Origin of the sequence: Proteiniphilum sp. X52, assembly GCF_003712195.1 — a bacterium.
GTDB lineage: Bacteria > Bacteroidota > Bacteroidia > Bacteroidales > Dysgonomonadaceae > Proteiniphilum.
On the sequence record NZ_RDSD01000022.1, the window covers coordinates 15135 to 37114 of the forward strand.

Genomic DNA, 21980 nt, shown 5'->3' on the forward strand with positions numbered 1-21980 from the left:
ATTAAAGATGAAACACCTGCTTCTGACAATGTTTTTCTGTTTAACTATTTTTCCGGCAGCACAATCAAATACTTCTTTGCCGATTGTCCCCAAACCGGCTCACGAATACACTTCGGGTAAACAGGTTTCCCTACAGAAAAAGTGGAGTGTTTATATTCCTTCTGCATTTGACATACACGGGGAATACCTTTCTTCTTTATTCAATGAGTTTGGCATTGAGATGGTAAATTCCGGAAAAGCTAAAGCGCAGATCGTGGTAAATGTGAATAAAAAACTGTCGGAAAATCCTGAGGCCTATCATCTTGAAATCACCGATAAAGGTAAAATAACTATATCCGCCTCATCTGAAAACGGGGTTTTATATGCATTCCAGACCTTGAACCAGATAGTGCAAACGGACCATAGTAGAGTCACATTGCCTGTCTGTAAAATCTCGGACGAACCGGCATTTCCCTGGCGCGCGTTTATGCTCGATGAAAGCCGTCATTTCCATGGGATGGAAACAGTAAAACGATTACTCGACGAGATGGCTCGCTTAAAGATGAACATTTTCCATTGGCATTTGGTCGACGATCCGGGCTGGAGAATCGAGATCAAGAAATATCCCGAACTCACCAAAATCGGGTCCAAGCGAGATTTCTCCCATAAAGATCTCACAACCGAAAAATGGGACCAGACATTTCCCGACAAAAAAATGTTTTATACTCAATCAGAAATTCGTGAAATCGTACAATATGCTGCCGACAGAGGAATCAAAATCATACCTGAAATTGAAGTCCCTGGACACGCTTCCGCATCCATAGCCGCCTATCCCTGGCTTGGCACAAGTAGCCGAAAAGAAGGCAAAGGTATCTGGGGCGATCTTTACAATGTGACCGATCCACAGGTTGAAGCTTTTCTGCATGATGTCCTGGATGAGGTGATTGGATTGTTTCCCTCAAAAATTATACATATCGGCGGGGATGAAGCTGATTACGGGCACTGGCGTAACGACCCTCAGGTCGCGAGCTTCATGGAAGAGAATGGCATTCCCACATTTGCTGATCTGCAGGTTTGGTCGATCAACCGGTTCTCCGGATACCTGGCATCGAAAGATGTGAAAATGATGGGCTGGAATGAGATTACGGGAGATAATATCCGTAATGAAGCACATGTCCAGGAGAGCCAGTCGGAAAAGCTGGCAAAAGGCACCATCATCCATTTTTGGGATGGCGACATCACCCTTGTGAACAAAGCCATAGAGAAAGGGTATGATGTGGTGAATTCAAACCGACATTTTAGCTACCTCGACTATCCCTACGAAGTGACACCTCTCGAAAAAGCTTATTCATTTGATCCCATACCCGAAGGGCTGGAAAAACCAAAAGAATCCAAAATACTCGGTATCGGATGCCAGATGTGGGGAGAATTTACGCCGGATTCAACACGTGTATATTATCAAACCTTTCCCCGTCTCGCCGCTTATGCGGAATGCGGTTGGACAAAGGCAGCCGACAAGGATTACCGGGATTTTTACCGGCGGGTGAAAAACACCGAACGCCGGTGGCGTAAATGGGGTTATTTCAATCAACAACCCTCATTCTCCCGGCAAGACGACACCTTCATTCTTTGGCAATCGCCCTCACAACTAAACACCATCGCACATCACGGACACCCGGGTGTTTCCATGGACTTTTATCATAAGGTGAAGTTTCGGGCATGCTTATGGGCCACTCCAACATGGATATACGATAACGATCATGAACATCATTTTTATTAAACCCAAAATTATTCTATTCCTCTCCTTATCATTACTGTTCACTGCCTGCTCAGGCACGACACTCTCTTCTCTAATGGTAGAATACGAGGAGACCCCTCTGGGAATCGATGCTGAAAAGCCGCGTTTCAGCTGGCAGATGGCCTCCGACAAGCGGGGACAATCGCAATCCGCCTATCAGATTACCGTCACCGACCAGGAAGGAGAAGAAGTATGGAATACCGGGAAAATTGAAAGCGGCATCTCCCTGAACATTGAATATGCGGGAAAACCTTTGCAGCCCTGCGCCAGATACCACTGGAAAGTACAAGTATGGAATCAGGATAACAGCCCGTTATCCGCTCAATCATGGTTTGAGACGGGATTGATGAATCCCTCGGTCGATGCATGGGAAGGCGCTAAGTGGATCGGCGGTGGAGATGAGGACCTGATCCTTTACCCTGATTACCTGCCTGCCTACAATATCAATTATACCCTGCAGTTGGACAAGGAAAACGGTACAACCAAAGCAGGATTTCTCTTCGGGGCCAACGACCCCCGACTGATGGATAAAAACATGAATATCTATCACCTGCAAAATGAAAGGGATGAATCTTACGTTGAAGTGGAGCTGGATATTTCGCGGGTAGATGCAGGAGGAAATGCCTTCTTACACATTTATCGAGTAGGGTATGCGCCCGGGGACAATAAGGAAACCCCGCTGCAAAGTCTGACCGTTCCCATTTCCACGATCAATAAAGGGAATCAATACGGCAAGCATACCGTCCACCTTAAAACCATGTATAGCCGCACCGACTTCTATATCGGCGGTGAAGAGGAATCGGACAAGATAGGAACTGTAACGATCAACCCCATCGGAAACAACTGGGACTATATCTGTTTTCCGTTACTTTGTGAAATTGGTTTCGCAGTAGAACCTGGACAATCGGCAAGTTTCTCGGATGTGGCAATACGTAACTACCGCGTGCCGAACAATATCCTCTTTTCCGAAAAATTGGAGAAACCCGGCGTGAGGAGTATTTTTGCAGACAAGAAAAACCTGACAATCGATAACAATTCTTACCGGGTAAACGGATCCGGCTCCGGAACGTTGATCACCGCTGATATCCGCAAAAAATCGATGCCAATGCTCAGGACAACTTTCTCATCAAAAAAAACGAAAGTCACCCATGCGCGTCTCTATATTACATCAAGAGGGATATACGAAGCATATATAAACGGGGAAAAAATAGGAGATGATTATTTCAATCCCGGCCTGACTCAATATAACAAGCACCATCTCTATCAGACTTACGACGTCACCAACCATGTCAAAACGGGCGATAATGCCCTCGGAGTGGTCATGGGCGAGGGATGGTGGAGCGGAGCGATCACCTATATGGGATACCTGTGGAATCTGTTTGGTGACAGGCAATCACTCCTCGCCAAACTGGTGATTACTTATGCCGATGGCACGAAAGAAACGATTGTGAGCAATCCCGACACATGGCTATATTTTGACAACGGCCCCGTCATATACGCCAGCTTCTTCCAGGGCGAAGTATATGATGCCCGGAAAGAAGCATTGATAGAAGGTTGGACAGAAGCCTCATATAATGCTTCAACCTGGAAAAAGGCGGTGGAAGTCAATCAGGAAAAAGCGATCGTCGAGGATAAAACCCTAGAAGCCAACAGGATGCCCGCAGTGAATGATTTTTTAGGAATGAAACTGGTAGGCCAGTATGGTCAAACCGTCAAAAAGATCAAAGAGCTTACCGCCATTTCGATGGAGGAGGTCAGACCCGGTGTCTATGTGTATGATATGGGACAAAACATGGCAGGCGTACCAAGAATCACCCTGAAGGGAGAACAGCCCGGTAAGGAGATCAAATTACGTTTTGCCGAAGTAAAATACCCCGATTTACCTGAATTCAAGGCCAATGAGGGGATGATCATGCTCGAAAATATCCGTGGGGCGATGGCCCAGGATATTTATGTCACGAAGGGTGGCAACGAAGTCATCCTTCCGCGGTTCACTTTCCACGGTTATCGTTTTATAGAGATAACGGGGATAGACAAACCTCTTCCGTTGGAGGCGGTAAAGGGCGATGTCCTGAGTTCCATCCATGAACTGGCGTCACGATACGAAACCTCCAATCCCAAAGTAAACAAACTGTGGGAAAACATTACCTGGTCGACACTGGCCAACTTCCTGTCCATTCCCACCGACTGTCCGCAACGCAACGAACGGATGGGATGGAGCGGCGATATATCGGTCTTCTCCCGGACAGCCACCTACCTGGGTAATATACCTCAGTTCCTTCACCGCCATATGCTGGCCATGAGGGATACCCAACGCGAAGACGGACGCTTTGCCGATGTGGCCCCCATCGGCGGCGGTTTTGGCGGCATACTGTGGGGTAGCGCAGGCATCACCGTGGCATGGGAAAGCTATTTGCAATACAACGATGTAAGGCTGCTGGCGGAGCACTATGATGCCATGAAAGCGTATATCCGCTATTTAACCGAATATATAGATCCTGAAACAGGTATATTGACTGAGGGCAATCTTGGCGACTGGCTTGGACCGGAACAGGCGAAAAACGACAATACGCTATTATGGGAGGCTTACTTTATATTCGATCTGGAATTGATGCACCGCATGGCAAACGTGCTAAACAAAAAAGAAGATGCCGGCTGGTTTGGCAAACTGCACGAAGAGCGAAAAGAATTTTTCAACAAAACCTATTTCAATCCGGAGACGGGACAAACCATTCATTCAGGGTTCAGGCAACCTGAAAGGAAAGGCGAATTGATAGGCACACAAACCTCTTATGTGCTGCCTTTGGCTTTCGGTATTTGTGACGAGGGGATAAAAGAGCTTGTTGTCAGACAACTGATGGCATGTATTGAAAACGAAAACCCACGGGATGGGAATGTGGTTTATCCTCCTTACTCATTGATGACAGGTTTTATCGGCACGGCATGGATCAACAGGGTGCTGTCGGAGCTGGGATACTCCCAAACAGCTTACCGGATATTGCAGCAAACCACTTACCCTTCGTGGCTCTATTCCGTGGAGCAAGGTGCCACAACCATCTGGGAGCGTCTCAACTCCTACACCCGCGAGCACGGATTCAGTGGAAATAACTCCATGAATTCATTCAACCATTACTCGTTCGGGGCGATCGGTTCATGGATGTACAATCATTCGTTGGGGATAGAACGGGACGAAAACCATCCCGGATTCAAACACTTTGTCTTACAGCCGGAACCCGACCCGACAGGGCGGATGACTTCGGCTAAAGGACATTATGACTCGATGTACGGACGGATCGAGAGCGGTTGGGAAGTGGAGGGCGACCTCTGTCAATATCGTTTCAAGATACCGGCAAACACCACTGCCACACTTTACCTGCAGGCAACAGATGTTGATAAGGTCAGTGAAAGGGACAAGCCGGTTGCTTCAGCCACCGATATCGAAATCGTGGGTGAAGAAAATGGAAAAGTGATCATGAAACTCCAACCCGGGAAATACCGATTCAATGTCTCGGACGGATTTACGAAGTAAATATCCCGAATTACCACCTGTAGCCTGTTGTTCTTTTAAAAAATAATCTCTTCCTAACTAAAGTAAAAAATGAAAACGTTTAATTCTTTACTGCTTTCTTTTCTTTTCCTCTGCTCGTCGGGGTTGAATTCGCAAAATATCGATCTGCTCGGGAAGGGATTTAAATCTCCTCCCCATTCCGCAAAACCGGGGGTATACTGGTATTTCATGGATGGAAATATCACCAGGGAATCTTTGACAAAAGATCTTGAATCGATGAAACAGGCAGGGATAGGCAACCTGATGTATCTTGAGGTAAATGTGGGCGTTCCAAGAGGAAATATAGATTTTTTCAGTGAAGAGTGGCAGCATTTATTCGCCCATGCAGTGAAAGAAGCTGAAAGATTAGGGATTGAGATTTCACTGGGCTTGGGTCCCGGCTGGACAGGAAGTGGTGGCCCATGGGTAAAACCCGAAGAATCGATGCAGCATATCGTAGGGGCTTCTGTTATGGTACAAGGAGGAAAACCCACTGATATTACCTTACCTGTCCCACTTCCTAAAAAACCGTTTTTCGGGGTACCTTCAGAAATGAAAGATCAGTGGTCCCAATATTACGAAGACATTGCAGTAATCGCCTTTCCCAATAGACACAGGATAGATTCCATTGATGATATTGACGAGAAAGCGCTTTATTACCGGCCTCCATACACCTCAGTACCGGGAGTGAAGCCTTATTTTATTGCCGAAATAACTGATCCCGCATTAAAAGAAAATGGGATCGATAAAAACGGAATTATTGACCTGACAGATAAAATGGAGAAAAACGGGAAACTGAATTGGGATGCTCCCGATGGGGAATGGACTGTCATGCGGTTTGTAAGCCGTAACAATGGCGCATCCACCAGGCCCGCTCCACTCCCCGGATTGGGATTCGAATCGGATAAATTTGACAAGGACGCGCTCAATAGACATTTGCACCATTTTATCGGCTCATTGTTAAATAAAACAGGGGTACCTGAGAAAAATTCAAAAGGAGGGTTAAAAAGACTGCATATGGATAGCTGGGAAATGGGCGCCCAAAACTGGAGCCGAAATTTCAGGGAAGAATTTAAAAAGCGGCGGGGGTACGACTTGTTGCCCTTTTATCCTGTGCTCACGGGACTTGTCGTTGAAAACAGGGAGATCAGTGAGCGGTTTCTTTGGGATTTACGTCAAACATCACAAGAGTTAATCATTGAAAATCATGCGAAGGAAGCAAAACGATATGCCAGAGAACATAATATGGGTTTTTCCATCGAGCCCTATGATATGAATCCGACTGCCGATCTGGAACTGGGAGCGGTTGCCGATATTCCGATGGGTGAGTTCTGGAGCAAAGGGTTCGGCTTCAATTCGGCGTTTAGCTGCATAGAAGCGACATCCATAGGGCATATAAACGGCAGTCCCATTATTGCGGCCGAAGCTTTCACTGCTGATCCGGGTGAAGGGTGGAAACAATATCCTGGAGTGATGAAAAATCAGGGTGACTGGGCTTTTGCCAATGGGATCAATCGATTTGTCTACCATACATTTCAAAATCAATTCCTGGATGACTCCCTTAAGCCGGGAGCAACGATGGGACCCTACGGAGTGCATTGGGACCGAAGCCAGACATGGTGGCCCATGGTAAATGCCTATCATGAGTATGTTTCCCGTTGCCAATACCTTCTACAACAGGGAAGACCTGTCGCGGACATTTTATTTTTAACCCCGGAAGGGGCGCCACATGTTTTTAAACCTCCATTTTCAGCAATGTCCGGCTCAGACACCATCCCCGACAGAAGAGGGTATAATTTCGACGGTGTCTCACCCGGTCAATTGTTCCAGGCACGGGTGGAAAACAACAGTATCGTTTTTCCGGGCGGGGCCACTTATCGTATCCTGGTGTTACCTTCTGTCCAGACCATGACACCCCGGTTATTAAAAAAAATCAAATCACTGGTAAATGACGGGGCTCATATCATAGGAATCCCGCCTCTTCAGTCCCCAAGCCTCACCGGGTATCCAGATTGCGACAAAGAAGTAAAAGAGACGGCTGCGATAGTTTGGGGAAATCATCAATTGCCGGGGACTCTATCAACGGTACGCTACGGAAAGGGGAAAATAACATGGGGGGAAATCCTTGCAAAAGAAACGGATAATTTATATCCCCATTATGAGATCATCGCAAAAACACTTCAGAAAATGCATGTGACAGAAGATTTCATCTCGGACAGAGAGGAGATCCGTTATACCCACAGGACTGCTCCTGACTGGGATATCTATTTTTTATCCAACAAAACCGACGGCTCCGTTACTTCTCACTGTGGCTTTAGAGTGGGAAAAGCCCGTCCAATGCTGTGGGACCCAATTACCGGAAACATGTACAAAATAAAAGATGCCGCGAGCGGTCGACATTTCACCTCCATGACGCTGGAGTTTGAGCCTCATCAAAGTTATTTTATTGTTTTTGACAAAAAGAATAAATCCAATGGATATGATTCCTTTTTTAATACCGAATCGGTTATTACAACTTTAAACGGGTCATGGAACGTATCATTCGACCCTGCATTCGGAGGGCCTGCCGAAATTGTATTTGATTCGCTTACCGATTGGACGGATCATCAATTGGATGGAATTAAATATTACTCCGGGATTGCCACATACGCCATAGAATTCGATCTGCCTTCCGGACTATCGGAAGAATTCAACAAATACTATATCGATCTGGGAGATGTGAAAAATATGGCACAGGTAAAATTAAACGGGAAAGATGCAGGCACCGTTTGGACATACCCCTGGAAAGTTGATGTTACATCATTGGTAAAAGGTAAAAATAACCTTTTGGAAATTAAAGTGGCCAATTTATGGATAAACAGATTGATCGGTGATGAAAATTTACCTGACGACGGTATCCGGCAGGGAGAATGGCCTGACTGGATTGTCCGCAAGGAGGAGAGACCCGGTAAACGCTATACCTTTACCACCTATAAACATTATTCGGCCGACTCACCGCTCGAAAAGTCAGGACTTTTAGGACCTGTAACAATAAAGGGAGCAAAGAAAGATTAATCACTTATTTCCTCTTTTCTCCGTAACTGCAATCAACAAATAGGTAACACAATTTCGCACATGCCCTTTTAACATAAAAAACCATTTTACGCAGGTTAAATACCATTTTCTACAGTTATAAACAATATAACCCCTTTATATTTGTGATATGTTTAAAAGACAAAAAAACTTTTAAACAAGAGATAATACCGAATAGAGCTCTTAATAGCGCGGTTTCATTGCCAGCACAATAGCTGTCCTATTAAACGATATCATGACGGATTATTTAGCAATAAGATAGTTTAAAATTGAAATGACGCAAATGAATTGTATCTTTTTTCCGAAAAGGAATCCGTTTCCTCCTATTATAGAGACGGATAGATATACAATTCTGCCCCCCCCCCCCCGTTAACTTTAATTAACGAAACAAGATTCTATTTCTTTCGACTAAAAGTTTCCTCTTGTCCCAAAATAATTCAGACAAGGGGTAAACTCCTATTCTCTTCTCTGAAAATGCCTTCAAAAAAGCAAGGGCTAAAATTCCATCTCTTTTTCTCTGTTCACAAAATAAATACAAGGATCCATCTCTTTACTCGCATCCTAGGAAATATTATAATGACATCGAACAAAAAAATACGATTATCAACCATTTAAACAATCTCATAATTACAGATAGTTTTTTTTAACTCCGCACGATCGCATTGATTTAAAACAAATTCTAATTATCAATTAATCAAAAAAATGAAAGAATGAAAAAGACAATTCCAGTAAATGCAGGGAAAAGGCTCATGTTCTTTTTTTTATGCATGTATTCCATCGGAATATTTGCACAGAATATCACCGTTACGGGATTGGTAACGGACACCAAGAATGAACCTCTCATAGGTGTAACCCTCAGGGTTGTTGGAGAAGCCGAGAAAGGGACGATTACCGATTTTGACGGAAAGTATATCCTCCCCAATATTCCGCCGAATGCTAAAATCGAAGTATCTTATGTGGGTATGGAAAAACAGGTAATAGACGTGAAGGGAAGAACATCTATTCATATCATCCTTAATGAAGATGCGGAGCTCCTGGAGGAAGTGGTTGTAGTGGCTTACGGAGTGCAGAAAAAGGTCTCAGTAACGGGTGCCATCTCCACGGTCAGCACCGCGGATTTGCGGGTTTCCACCTCTCCAAGTCTCGCAAATGCGTTGTCAGGTCGCATCGCCGGCTTGACATCCATGCAGCGTGTGGGAGGACAACCCGGTGTGGACGATGCGACCATGTATCTGCGTGGAGCAAGTACCATTAACGGGACCAATCCTTTGATCCTTATCGATGGTGTTCCCCGGGATAATATCCGCACGCTCGATATCCATGAGGTTGAGTCTGTCTCGGTGTTAAAAGACGCCTCTGCCACAGCGGTGTTTGGTGTACGCGGTGCGAACGGTGTATTGATCATTACCACAAAGCGCGGGGAGGAAGGCAAGCCTGAGCTATCGGTGAATGTTACCCAGAGTTACTCTAAACTCACGCGTGAACCGGACATGCCCGGATCGGTTGAATACATGAATCTCCGTAATGAAGCGATGATAAATGACGGATTTGAACCTCAATTCACACCGGATATCATTGAAAAATTCCAGAATCCGCTTAAAGGGCTCGATCCAAATGATCCGGATTATGAATCCAAGGCTGCCCTGAGAAGATGGATGTACCCGGACAATAACTGGTACAGGATGCTGATCAAACGGTGGTCGCCGCAAACAACAATCAACACCAATATGAGCGGCGGAACTGACAAGGTCTCTTACTTTATGAACGTGGGTTATCTTCACCAAGGTGGGAACATGAACACCCTTTCGAAAGATATCCTGAAATATGATCCGTCATTCAAGTTAGACCGATACAGTTTCCGGTCCAATATCGATTATAAAGTGACGAAATGGATGAATGCCTATCTTAATTTAGGCACTTATATTGAAAAAGTGAATATGCCTAACCCGGGCGTTATGTATGGAGGTGACCGAAACTGGTTGGTACGTGACATGATCTATCAGGCGCAAACAATCCTTCCGATCTCCCCGGGTCCTTCCACTATCCCCGGATTCGGCGTGCCGGCCGATCGTCCGCTCGATCCCACCTATCTGAACGTAGGCCATTATGCCGACCGTTCGCCCATCATGATTATGAACTGGTATGGTTATAACCTCGACACCCGTTCAAACCTGAATTCTTCATTCGGTCTGGATTTTGATTTGGGAGCGATCACAAAAGGCCTCTCTCTGAAAGGAATGATCTCCTACGACGCTTACGGAAACAACATGACACGGGGAAATATGTTCCAAACAGATTATCAGGCATTCGTTGACCCGAATACCGATGAGCTCACTTTTTCAGTGCATGAATTGAAACAGGACAATTTCTCAATGTCCTATTCCGAAGGTTCAAGATACAATATCAACGTGCAGGGACAACTTTTGTATAACCGCACCTTTGGTGAACATACCATAGGTGGTATGCTCCGCGCCGAAAGAGACTACTGGGATTCGGGGGGCGCCCAGATCCCCTTCAATGTGTTGGGTTTTGCAGGACGTGCCACCTATGATTATGCTTCACGCTATTTCGCGGAAGTCAACTTTGGGTACAACGGTTCGGAACAGTTCGCTCCCGGAAAACGATTCGGGTTCTTTCCTGCCCTGTCTGCCGGATGGGCTATCTCAAACGAAGCATTTCTAGTCGACAACCCGATCGTCACTTTTCTCAAAATCAGGGCCTCTTATGGAAAAGTAGGTAATGACAAAATGGGTAGTGCCCGTTTTCTCTATCTGGATGACATTACGGTGGGGGAAGGTTTCTCTGGGAGTCTTGCCGCGGGGAAAGGTATAAACGAAGGATTGCTGGGTAACAAAATGCTGACTTGGGAAACTGCCGACAAGTATAACCTCGGACTTGACTTCTCGATCACGAAAGATATCACAGGTAAGTTGGAGCTTTTCCGTGAAAACCGTTCCCAGATCCTTTTAACCCGACAGAGTATCCCCTCATGGCAGGGAACACCTGTTGGAAATATCCCCAAAGTAAATATGGGGGAAATAGTCAACAAGGGGTATGAGATTGAATTAGGTTACAACAAGCAGGTGAACAGTGATTTGTTTATTAATGTAAAGGGCCAGGTATCTTACAACAGGAATAAACGAATCGTGATGGACGAAGTCCCCCGCGATGAGACCTATGCTTATCAATACCGTTCCACCGGTTATCCTCTGGGGCAAAACTGGGGATACCTCATTGACTGGAACCAGGATGGTGGTTACTGGACTGAAGAAACACTGGCAGACCCCAACCGTGTTACTTACGATTTTGGAACCCCGGGACCGGGGGATTTTGTCTACAAAGACCTGAATAACGACGGTGTGATCAATGATAAGGACCAGGCTCCAATCGGAGTGGGGAATATCCCGCGTTACAGTTACGGGGCATCTTTATCCGCTCAATGGAAAGGTTTTGACGCCTATATTTTCTTCCAGGGTTTGGCGAAATTCAACTCAACCTTAGCAGCACAAGGCACTCGTGAATACATTATCCGCGGCACCTATTTCCCTTATCATAAGAAAGCATGGACAAAAGAGCGCTGGGAAAACGGAGAGGAGATCACCTATCCCGCCCTGCACACGCAGGAATCGACCAATCACAGAGCCAATTCATTCTTTGTCTTTGACCGTGACCTGCTTCGTTTGAAAAACTTTGAAATCGGTTATACACTCCCGGCAAACTCCCTAAAGATATTGGGTATATCCAATTTAAGGCTCTTTGTGAATGGGCAAAACGTATTCACTTGGTCGCCTAAATTCAGGCCGGGACATCTGGATCCTGAAAACGACGACTCTATCGGATATCCGCAGACCAGTATCTTCAGCTTCGGCACAAATATCAAATTCTAAGTTTATTAACCAGATAAATTGACGACATAATGATGAATCATAATATAATAAAAACCGGAGGACTGGCATTTCTGCTCATGCTGTCTCTCTTTTCATGTTCCGACATATTGGACCAGGCCCCCGACGGAAAAATATCCCTTGAGGAGGTTTTTAAAGATGATGAAAAAACAGCGGCATACCTGAATACCTGTTACAATTACATTCCGGCGGAAGGGAAGAGATATTATTTCTATATGCGTGGGCCGGTCGACTGGAGTGATGAAGCGTGGGATACGGATGCCGAAGCCGAAGCATGGATCACTTCGGGATTACTGTATAGCGGTAACGTATCGGCCGCAAACCATTTCAGTTTCAATGAGGATTGGGCAAATAACGGTGCCGGTAATGGAAACTACTGGGTTCGTATGTGGACCGGTATTCGCAAATGTACGGTATTCCTGGATAATATCGACAATGCAAATGTAAGAAGTGAGGCGAACCGTTCCCGTTGGAAAGCGGAAGCACACCTGTTGCGGGCCTATTACTATATGGTATTGCTCAAATTCTTCGGGTGTGGGCTGCCTATTGAAAGAACTGCCTATATCTATACCGACGATTTCTCGACCACTGAACGCGGTTCCTACCACGATGTGGTGCAATTCATCCTCGAAGACTGCGATGCGGCGCTTTCCAGTCCCGACCTCCCTTGGCGGATCACTACAGGCGCGGAAGGCTTCCGTTTCACCAAGGCGGTTGCAGAAGCCATCAAATCAAGGATGTCACTCTATGCAGCGAGCCCTCTCTATAACGAAGGGGAAAACCATTGGGAGAAAGCTTACCAGATAAGCAAACAGGCCTTGGCCAATTTGAGGAACAACGGCTACGCGTTATATGACAAAGTCAATTTTTCCTCATGGAAAGACAATCCTGACGTTCATCTCCCCAATGACGCGGCAAAACTGTTCAATGAATATTTTAGCAACAATATGGGGTTTGAGAGCAATCCGACTGACAAGGAGACTATCTACCAGACCAATGCCGGCCAGGACTGGATCAATACCGAGGGGATCGGCGCTGTAATGGGGTACAAATCGGGATCCTGTCCTTCACAGGAGATTGTCGATTGCTTCGAGACCGCTGACGGACAACCGGTCCTTGATCTCTCAAAACCGTATATTGATGAAGTAACCCACCTTCAGCCAAACTATAACCCCAATAACACACTCTACGATCCGCAAGATCCCTATGAAAACCGGGATCCCCGTTTTTACGCCTCTGTTTATTATAACGGTTCAAAAAGAACCTGTTACTGGATTTTCGATGAAACATCCGAGAGTGTGGAAAACTTCCCGGCAAGCAAGGGTTACCGTACCCGTATCATTGCTACCTGGGGAGGCGAACCACAGACAGGACGTCATCCGACAACGCGTAAAGCAACCCGTACCGGATACTTCCTCCGCAAATTCCTCCATCCCAATTCAGGACAGGAAGTGGTAACAGCGGGACATGCTTATGCCAAAGTAATGCGGCTCGGGGAAGTATATCTCAATCTGGCCGAAGCTGCCGCTGAAGCCGGTCATTTGGAAGAAGCATACCAGGCGGTCAACGCTATCAGAAGCCGCGTAGCTATGCCGCCGCTTCCCGCGGGACTTTCAAAAGATGAACTTATTCTCCGCATCCGCAATGAACGGAGGGTGGAACTGGCTTTCGAAGCGCACCGCTATTTCGACGTGCGCCGCTGGCACAAGCCCGGTGATAATCTCGAGAAAACAGACCGCTGGATCACGGCTGCCCATATCACCCGTAACGCGGACGGCAGCTACAGGTATGCGCGAGGTCCTGTTTCCAGGGAACGTTTATGCTATCAGAACAAGTTTTTAAAATTTCCAATTCCGTTGAACGATGTCAACATCATGTTCGCCTTGACGGGGGATAACTGGCAAAATCCGGGTTGGTAACCATTTCTTTCATTAAAAAAATAGATCTATCTATGAAACGAGCATGATAATTGTTCTCACACAAGAACGTTTTCGATAAGCGAATACAGAGGTAAAACTTGTTTTTTGACTATGTTGAGCGTAGAATTGAAAATCGAGGAGCGAAGGCGACTCAAAACGACTAACTTCTGTGAACACGATTAAAAGCGAGTTCCATACGATACCTTTGAAATAAATAATTTTAATCGTATGAATAATTCTATTAAAAGATCTCTATTGGCGTTTGCTTGCATGCTATTATGGACTCTCTCCCTCAATGCGCAAGTGAACGGGACGGTTAAAGACGAATACGGCCGTAGCCTGCAAGGAGTTTTGATCACATCTGAAAGTGGTAAAGAGATTACGATCACCGATCAAAACGGAGATTATGATATTACTGTCAGCGACGAAAGTAAATACCTCACGTTCTCTTTGCCCGGTTATGTTTCCCACAATCTCGATATCAGCGAAGCGTTTGGTGGGACCCAGGGGGTTACTTTGAAGCGGGCCGAAACATTCGATCTCGATGAAAAAGTCTTTCTGGGTAATTACACGCAACGCAAAGATGAAGTGACCGGTTCGATTGCCAGAGTTACGGGAAAAGAGTTGGAACGCTCACCTGTAGCCAATCTTTCCATGTCGCTGGCAGGACGCTTGCCGGGGCTTCTCACACGTGAGACCTACTCTGAGCCCGCGCGTACAAATACTCAACTGTGGGTACGAGGGTACTCGTCTCCCAACGGGGGTACGGCGATGGTCGTCATTGACGGTTTTCCTTACGACTACAATGCCAATCAGCTTTTTGAATACATCACCGCCAACGAAGTGGAATCCATCAACGTATTGAAAGATGCGTCAGCCCAGGCATTGTACGGGATACAGGGGGCCAACGGGGTGATTGTCATCACCACCAAACGGGGAGTCAAACAGCCCCTTAAGATAGATGTCGCGATAAACCACACACTGGAACAAAGGACAACAACCCCACCGCACATTAACTCTGCCGATTTTGTGCAACTTCGCAATCAGGCCGGGTTCAACGATGGCAACGGGGAGTACTCCTATTTCAGTAAAACAGCGGTCGACGGGTTTCTTTCAGGTGAGAATCCTGATTATTTTCCCAACAACAACTGGAGAGCAATGAATGCGAAAGATATTACCCAGATGAGTCGTGTCAACGTGAATCTGACAGGGGGAAATGATAAAGCCGTATTCTACACGAATGTCAACGTGTTGAACCAGGACGGTATGTGGAAGATCGACCCTGCAACAACTCAGTATAATCCCAATAACCAGTTTGTCTGGGCCAATATCCGGTCAAATGTGGATGTAAAACTGGCCAAATATCTGTCTGTCGGACTCAACCTGAGTGGAAACATCAAAAGGGAAAGAACACCCGGGGGACATTCGGTTGAAATCGGCCATGGAGGCAGTTGGGATGGATTCGCAAACAGGATATGGTACCGATTCTTCACACTTCCCCCCTACGTGTATGGTCCCACAACACCGCTTGTACAAGATCCCGAAACAGGAGACATCGGCGGAGGAGAGGTGGTGGTTACCAAAACCGAACCGATCACATCATGGGCTTTGATTAACCGCCTCGGTTTTGACCAGTATACGGTTACCAATATCTATGCCCAGTTTTTACCTAAGTTGGATCTGGGTTTTATCACTCCGGGACTCAGCATCAGCGGAAGCTACGGTTATCAGACCAATGCGGTGAAAGGGTTGTTTACCAACAGGACTTACGAACAGTGGATCCGTACGGAAGACTACGAGGAACTGGAATTCCAAAAATTCGGCACACAGGTAAATACACCTTTACAGCATCGCTCAAGTGCCAGCTTTTATTACAATCTGAATTATAAGGGAGTGCTGAACTATCAACGTCGCTTTTACGGCGTACACGATATCAGCGCCATGGCATACAGTTTTTATCAGCACCTGAGCAAAGCCGGGGGAGGGTTGCCTTATAAGCGGTCCAATTCTGGCATTGGGATTGGCTACGGTTATGACGATCGTTATCTGGTAAGGGCCGATCTGGGTTATTCGGGATCTGAACAATATTCCCGGCAGAACCGCTTCACGGCATTCCCGGCATTCTCAGCGGGCTGGGTAGCGACCAATGAGGCTTTTCTCGAAAACAACCCGGTCCTGACCTATCTTAAGCTTCGCGCCTCATGGGGTAAAACCGGCAATGACCGGGGTGTCGGCCGCTATGTCTATCTCGACAATGTCACACTCACCGGCGGCGGTTTCGGGTTCCTGGGCGGCCATAACGTGAATGAAGGCCAGGTCGCCAACCCATATCTTGATCCGGAAATTATCACCAAGAAGAACTACGGAATTGATCTGACCCTGCTGAATAACTTCTCCCTTTCTGTTGATCTCTACAACGAAAGAACAGAAAACGGCGTCACAAGCGCGACTTCCAAGACTCCTGAATATCAGGGAGTACCCATGGACAACTACCCCAAGACAAATGTCGGAATATTCGAAAACAAGGGATATGAAATCTCCCTTGGCTATAATAAGGATATCACCCGCGATTTGAACATCTCACTGGGAGGATGGCTCGCCCATAATAAGAACAAGATCATATTCTGGGATGAAAGCCAAAGGGCCGCTGATTATGCCTATCCCATCCGCAGCGAGGGTTATCCCATTGGACAATCCTGGGGTTATTTGGTAGATGACCATAATGGGAACGGATTTTTTAACAGTCAGGAGGAAATAGATAACAGCGGGCTTGTTTACGAAATCGGCACGCCCTTACCGGGTTATCTGAAATATTATGATTTGAATGCTGACGGAAAGATTAACGATAAGGATAAAGCCCCTCTCGGACACGGAGCATTACCTCATTTCTTTTATGCTTTCAACGGAGGATTCAAATATAAAAATTTCGATATGAGCATACTTTTTCAGGGTATAGCTGATTACTGGACTGTCGACATGTCATTGGGGCGAGTGGAATACTCTTATGAAGGTGTTTATACAGAATGGCATAAATCAGCCTGGACACCTGAACGTTATGCCAACGGTGAAGAAATTAAATATCCGGCATTATCGGCAAAGAAGAATTCCAATCATGAAGCAAGCAACTTCTTCCTTGAAGATAAATCTTATCTCCGTTTGAAGAATCTTGAAATTGGTTACACCTTTAACGTCTTTAATGGAATGAGATTATATTTCAGTGGCCAGAACCTCCTGACCTGGGACAAACTGAAACATAATGCTTATGGGCCCGAAGCACACTTTTCGGGCGGTATTGAAGCAATACCCGTGTACCGCTTGTATAATGTCGGATTGAGTATTAATTTTTAAAACTGGAAGGTGATGAAAAAATATTTTCAAATATTAGTTCTCTTTATAACGCTGGTATTGTCCGCTTCATGTAATGATGCTTTAGAGCTTGAATATGACGGTCGTTCTTCGCTGGATGAGTTATTTGCCACAAGAAATGGCGTGAGAGGATACCTGAACTCCTGCTACGGGGCAAGGATCATGCCTGATATCAATCAGGCAACACTCACCGATGAGTCTCAAAGTTCGGAAATGGTTTTCCAGGGCTCTTTGGCCTCTCTCTGGTATGTGGATGCCTTTTCGGCATCAAACTATCGGAATGTTGACGGGCAACCCTGGAGCAGTATCTATCAGGCAATCCGTAAATGCAATATATTCCTTGACAGGATTGAAGGAGTAACTGCCGACCAACTGGCTTCGCTGGAAGAGGAAATCTTATCATGGAAGGCCCAAGCACACACACTGCGCGCTCTTTATTATCTGCAGCTTATAAAACGGTATGGTGCCGTCCCATTAATTACCCGACCTTATGAAATAACACATGATTTCAGCCAGGATGCGCGCGCGCCGGTTTCCACAGTGGTCAAGCAGATCCTTGACGATTGCGATGCCGCCATGAGCACTCCGGGTTCAACCCTGGGATTCTCCTGGACAGTGAGAACGGGTGAGAATTATATCATGAATAGGGCTGTTGTACAGGCAATCCGCTCCCAAGCGATTCTCTATGCCGCCAGTCCCCTCTATTCAGACGCCACTTATACCTGGAGTGATGCAGCACAAATAACAGGAAATGCATTATCCAGCCTGCTGGTGAATGATTACAAGTTGTGGGATGAACAACCTACGGGTAATGCAGCGCAAAACCTTTACGAACTGTATTTTATCACTCCTCATGATGAACAACGCGCCCGTGACAAAGAGACCATCTATCCCGGAAACAGGGTAAATATCTGGGGGAATCACGGTATGCCCTCAACCCCGGGACAAACCACAGCCGGAGCATGTCCGACGCAGGAATTGGTGGATAGTTACGAGATGCAAGCCACCGGTTTACAACCCATCACCGGCTACACTGATCCGCAGCACTTGCAACCGGTCATCAACACTGCTTCCGGATATGATCCCGAAAACCCCTATCAAGGTCGTGATCCGCGTTTCTACGCGACAATCTATTTCAATGGAGCAGCCCGTGACTTGGGGGCTACGGGCGGATTGGCAAGAGATGATCACTTTCCGTTGAAACTCGATCTTTCGGGAAACAATGTTTCGGTTACGGAAAACGAAAAAGGTGAATTTACAGTTGAGACCCTGGGAGGCGACCCAAATCTATATACCTCAACATTGGGTAAAGATATTGATGCCGCCAGCGGTTCAATCTATGTCAGACTTAAATACAAAAGTAATAACCACATCACCAACGCGCAGTTTTTCTTCGCGCAGCCCAATGCGGCAGGAGGGCAATCTACCCCGGAGAATGTCGTTTTCAATAAAACTGATGAATGGACCGATTTCGAACTTGATATCACATCTTATCGCAATCAGAGTTGGTGGCAATGGGGAAAACCGGGGCACAGACTTCGGTTTGATGTCGGAGCCGATGCCGGCAATATCATCCAGGTCAAAGACATGGAAATAAATGTCCGGGTTGAATCAGTCCCCGCAGCGCCATGCGAAAGCTTTGTCGGAGGTATCGACGGCATCTCAACCACCAATCGCAGGGCGACCTTTACCGGTTACTATCTGCGGAAATACAACAACTGGAAATCGGGACGCGATAACAACGCCGACGGGGAGATCCGGATGTTCCGCCTTGCGGAGATGTACCTCAATTTTGCAGAAGCCGCCTATCAATCTACCGGAAATCCGGAAACGGCAATAAATATCGGCAATGGGATCTCCATGAGCGCGCGTGATGCCGTGAACGTGGTCCGTCGCAGGGCCGGTATGCCTGACCTGCCCGCCGGATTATCGAAAGAGGAATTTGAGAAACGGTATAGGAATGAACGCCGCGTTGAATTGGCTTACGAAGGCCATCGTTATTTCGATGTCCGCAGGTGGAAAATCATGGAACAATGCGAGCGTTACGTTACAGGAATGAGGATAACAAAAAAAGCGGATGACAGCTTCAGCTATCAGCGGATAAGCTTCGAACGGGATTCATATAAGGCGAAACTTTATTTTTATCCCATACCTCAAACCGAAATTGACAAGATGTTTAGCCATACCGGAACAGATTGGCAAAATCCGGGATGGAATTAATAATAACCTGCATTAAAGGATTTCTGATTTGGCATAGACAAGACGACCACGGAATGGAACCAAAGCATGTTGTCTTCTCCGTCAGTCAGGACAATGAAGAGTGGATTGAAGTTCTCGAGGTTACGGAGATGTCGAACGACTTCACCAAGGAGCTTGATTATAAGACCACTAATCCTGCTCCCGGCCGTTATCTCAAAATTGAAATTAAATCCACATGGGGGACAAATCCCTGGACCTACTTCGGAGAGATCACTCCGTATTAAACATTCAAAGTAAGGAGGGAGGATGGCTCCCTTCGCTTTTTTTATATCCTCTCGCGTTTACCAGAAACGAGTAAAGAGAATTTGTTACAGAGATGAAAATTATTTTAATGTTACTTGCCGTCTTACAGTTATTTTCGGCTTGCAAACCGGTAGAAGATCCCATTGACCAGCCACCAGAGGCGGAACCGGAAAATACCATCTATAATAACCTCACTGCAACAGATGGGCTCAACCGCACTTTACCTTCGTGGGAAGAGATTGGTGATCCGCGTGAGAAAAAATATGTAGGTCTTTTTTATTGGACTTGGCATACACAACAATCAGACTACGGTAAACGTACCGCGCACGATGTGACCAAAATCCTCAGCGAGTATCCCGACGCAATTGATAATTTTCACCATCCTGCCTGGCCAAAAGATGCCAACAGTTACTTCTGGGGCGAGCCATTATACGGTTATTACATCAATACCGACCGGTGGGTATTACGCAAACATGCCGAACTGCTTGCATTAGCGGGTGTCGACGTTATTATTTTCGACTGCACTAACGGCAATTACACATGGAAAGAATCCTATATGGCATTGTGTGAAGTATTCTCGGAAGCGCGGAGTGACGGGGTCAATACTCCACAGATCGCTTTTTTACTTGCCTTTGGACCCACGCAGGGCAGCAAGGAGGCCATCGAAGAGATTTACAGAGACCTGTATAAGCCCGGCAAATATAAAGACCTCTTTTTCATGTGGAAAGGCAAGCCACTTATTATGGCATATCCGGACAACCTCTCCGAAGAGATAAAAAACCACTTTACATTCCGTCCTGGCCAACCGACATACAATACCGGTCCCTCGCGTGATGACCAGTGGGGTTGGCTGGAGATTTATCCGCAACACGGTTATGCACAAAGAAGCATAGGTTACGAACAGGTGCCGGTAGGTGTTGCGCAAAACTGGTCAGCTGAAAGAGGTTTGACAGCCATGAATGCTCCCAACACTTTCGGAAGGAGTTACACCAATCACTCGGGACAGATAGGGGGGTTAGATGCCGTAAACTACGGCTATAATTTCCAAGAGCAATGGGAAAGAGCATTAAAATTGGATCCTCAGTTCATATTTGTAACCGGTTGGAATGAATGGATCGCCGGTCGTTATGAAATGTGGCAACAACAGTATAATGCTTTCCCTGACGAATTCAGTCAGGAAAAAAGCCGTGACATCGAGCCGATGGCAGGAGGCCATGGAGACGCTTATTATTACCAATTGGCGGCGAATATCCGCCGCTTTAAAGGAGTTGGGAAGATAGAACCGCCTTCCGCTGAACTGACGGTGACCATCGACGGAAAGATGGATGAATGGGAAGAAGTGAGACCTGTCTACCATACGCCACGCGGGAATACGCTACACCGTAATCACCCGGGGTGGGGAGGTATCCAGTTTACCAATACTTCGGGACGGAATGATTTCGTATCGTCACGCATGGCCCGGGACAAAGACAATCTCTATTTCCTGATAGAAACCGCGGAAAACATTACTCCATGCAGTGATCCGGGCTGGATGTGGCTCTTTATTGATGCAGACCGGAACAGGGAAACAGGTTGGGAAGGATATGATTTTTTATTGAATAGAACCACCCCCGCTGAAACGACCATCACAGTTGAAAAAAGCAACGGGGAATGGGAGTGGGAAAAATGTGGAGAAGCAACTTACAAAGTTTCAGGGAAACATATGGAAATAATGATTCCCAGAACAGTTCTCTCATTAAAAGATAAAAAGCTTAATTTTGAATTTAAATGGACAGATAATATTCAGAAAGTGGGTGATATCATGGACTTTTATCTCTCCGGGGACGTGGCGCCTACCGGAAGATTCAATTTTGTCTATAAAGAAAAATAGAAAAGAAAATCAATACGATCAA

9 protein-coding genes are annotated in these 21980 nt (G+C 46.2%); all 9 read left to right on the forward strand.

Annotated elements, in window-relative coordinates; translation table 11 throughout:
- Positions 1-7 precede the first annotated feature (7 nt).
- The 9 genes from D7D25_RS14495 to D7D25_RS14535 all read left to right on the forward strand — a co-directional run bounded on the left by D7D25_RS14495 (position 8) and on the right by D7D25_RS14535 (position 21958).
- Positions 8-1759, forward strand: coding sequence for a beta-N-acetylhexosaminidase (locus tag D7D25_RS14495; RefSeq protein ID WP_122969659.1), 1752 nt, complete (start codon positions 8-10; stop codon positions 1757-1759).
- Entirely contained in the window at positions 1740-5306 is a 3567-nt protein-coding gene (locus D7D25_RS14500) for an alpha-L-rhamnosidase (RefSeq protein ID WP_122969660.1), read from the forward strand. The genes D7D25_RS14495 and D7D25_RS14500 overlap by 20 nt, the downstream gene beginning before the upstream one ends.
- A gap of 69 nt (positions 5307-5375) precedes the next feature.
- Positions 5376-8378, forward strand: coding sequence for a glycosyl hydrolase (locus D7D25_RS14505; protein WP_122969661.1), 3003 nt, complete (start codon positions 5376-5378; stop codon positions 8376-8378).
- A 728-nt stretch (positions 8379-9106) separates the two neighbouring features.
- A complete protein-coding gene (locus D7D25_RS14510; RefSeq protein WP_255417329.1) occupies positions 9107-12283 on the forward strand; it encodes a TonB-dependent receptor in 3177 nt (1058 codons plus the stop codon).
- Positions 12284-12312: 29 nt separating this feature from the next.
- The gene (locus D7D25_RS14515) at positions 12313-14220 is read left to right on the forward strand and encodes a RagB/SusD family nutrient uptake outer membrane protein (protein ID WP_255417330.1); all 1908 of its coding nucleotides are present in this window, start codon (positions 12313-12315) and stop codon (positions 14218-14220) included.
- Between the two features lie 228 nt (positions 14221-14448).
- Entirely contained in the window at positions 14449-17568 is a 3120-nt protein-coding gene (locus D7D25_RS14520) for a SusC/RagA family TonB-linked outer membrane protein (protein ID WP_122969663.1), read from the forward strand.
- A 12-nt stretch (positions 17569-17580) separates the two neighbouring features.
- On the forward strand, positions 17581-19806 hold the full coding sequence (locus tag D7D25_RS14525; protein ID WP_122969664.1) for a RagB/SusD family nutrient uptake outer membrane protein: 2226 nt from the start codon (positions 17581-17583) through the stop codon (positions 19804-19806).
- Positions 19797-20069 carry a discoidin domain-containing protein gene (locus D7D25_RS14530; protein ID WP_122969665.1) on the forward strand — a complete coding sequence of 91 codons (273 nt, stop codon included), beginning with the start codon at positions 19797-19799 and terminating at the stop codon, positions 20067-20069. Before D7D25_RS14525 ends, D7D25_RS14530 begins: the two co-directional genes overlap by 10 nt.
- 92 nt (positions 20070-20161) lie before the next feature.
- Complete coding sequence (locus D7D25_RS14535) at positions 20162-21958, forward strand: hypothetical protein (RefSeq protein ID WP_255417331.1); 1797 nt, start codon at positions 20162-20164, stop codon at positions 21956-21958.
- The last annotated feature ends 22 nt before the right edge of the window (positions 21959-21980 follow it).

What these genes read in the sequence shown, in the direction of transcription:
- D7D25_RS14495 (WP_122969659.1), top strand. Translation starts at nt 8, where the DNA reads ATGAAACACCTGCTTCTGACAATGTTTTTCTGTTTAACTATTTTTCCG.
- D7D25_RS14500 (WP_122969660.1), top strand. Translation starts at nt 1,740, where the DNA reads ATGAACATCATTTTTATTAAACCCAAAATTATTCTATTCCTCTCCTTA.
- D7D25_RS14505 (WP_122969661.1), top strand. Translation starts at nt 5,376, where the DNA reads ATGAAAACGTTTAATTCTTTACTGCTTTCTTTTCTTTTCCTCTGCTCG.
- D7D25_RS14510 (WP_255417329.1), top strand. Translation starts at nt 9,107, where the DNA reads ATGAAAAAGACAATTCCAGTAAATGCAGGGAAAAGGCTCATGTTCTTT.
- D7D25_RS14515 (WP_255417330.1), top strand. Translation starts at nt 12,313, where the DNA reads ATGATGAATCATAATATAATAAAAACCGGAGGACTGGCATTTCTGCTC.
- D7D25_RS14520 (WP_122969663.1), top strand. Translation starts at nt 14,449, where the DNA reads ATGAATAATTCTATTAAAAGATCTCTATTGGCGTTTGCTTGCATGCTA.
- D7D25_RS14525 (WP_122969664.1), top strand. Translation starts at nt 17,581, where the DNA reads ATGAAAAAATATTTTCAAATATTAGTTCTCTTTATAACGCTGGTATTG.
- D7D25_RS14530 (WP_122969665.1), top strand. Translation starts at nt 19,797, where the DNA reads ATGGAATTAATAATAACCTGCATTAAAGGATTTCTGATTTGGCATAGA.
- D7D25_RS14535 (WP_255417331.1), top strand. Translation starts at nt 20,162, where the DNA reads ATGAAAATTATTTTAATGTTACTTGCCGTCTTACAGTTATTTTCGGCT.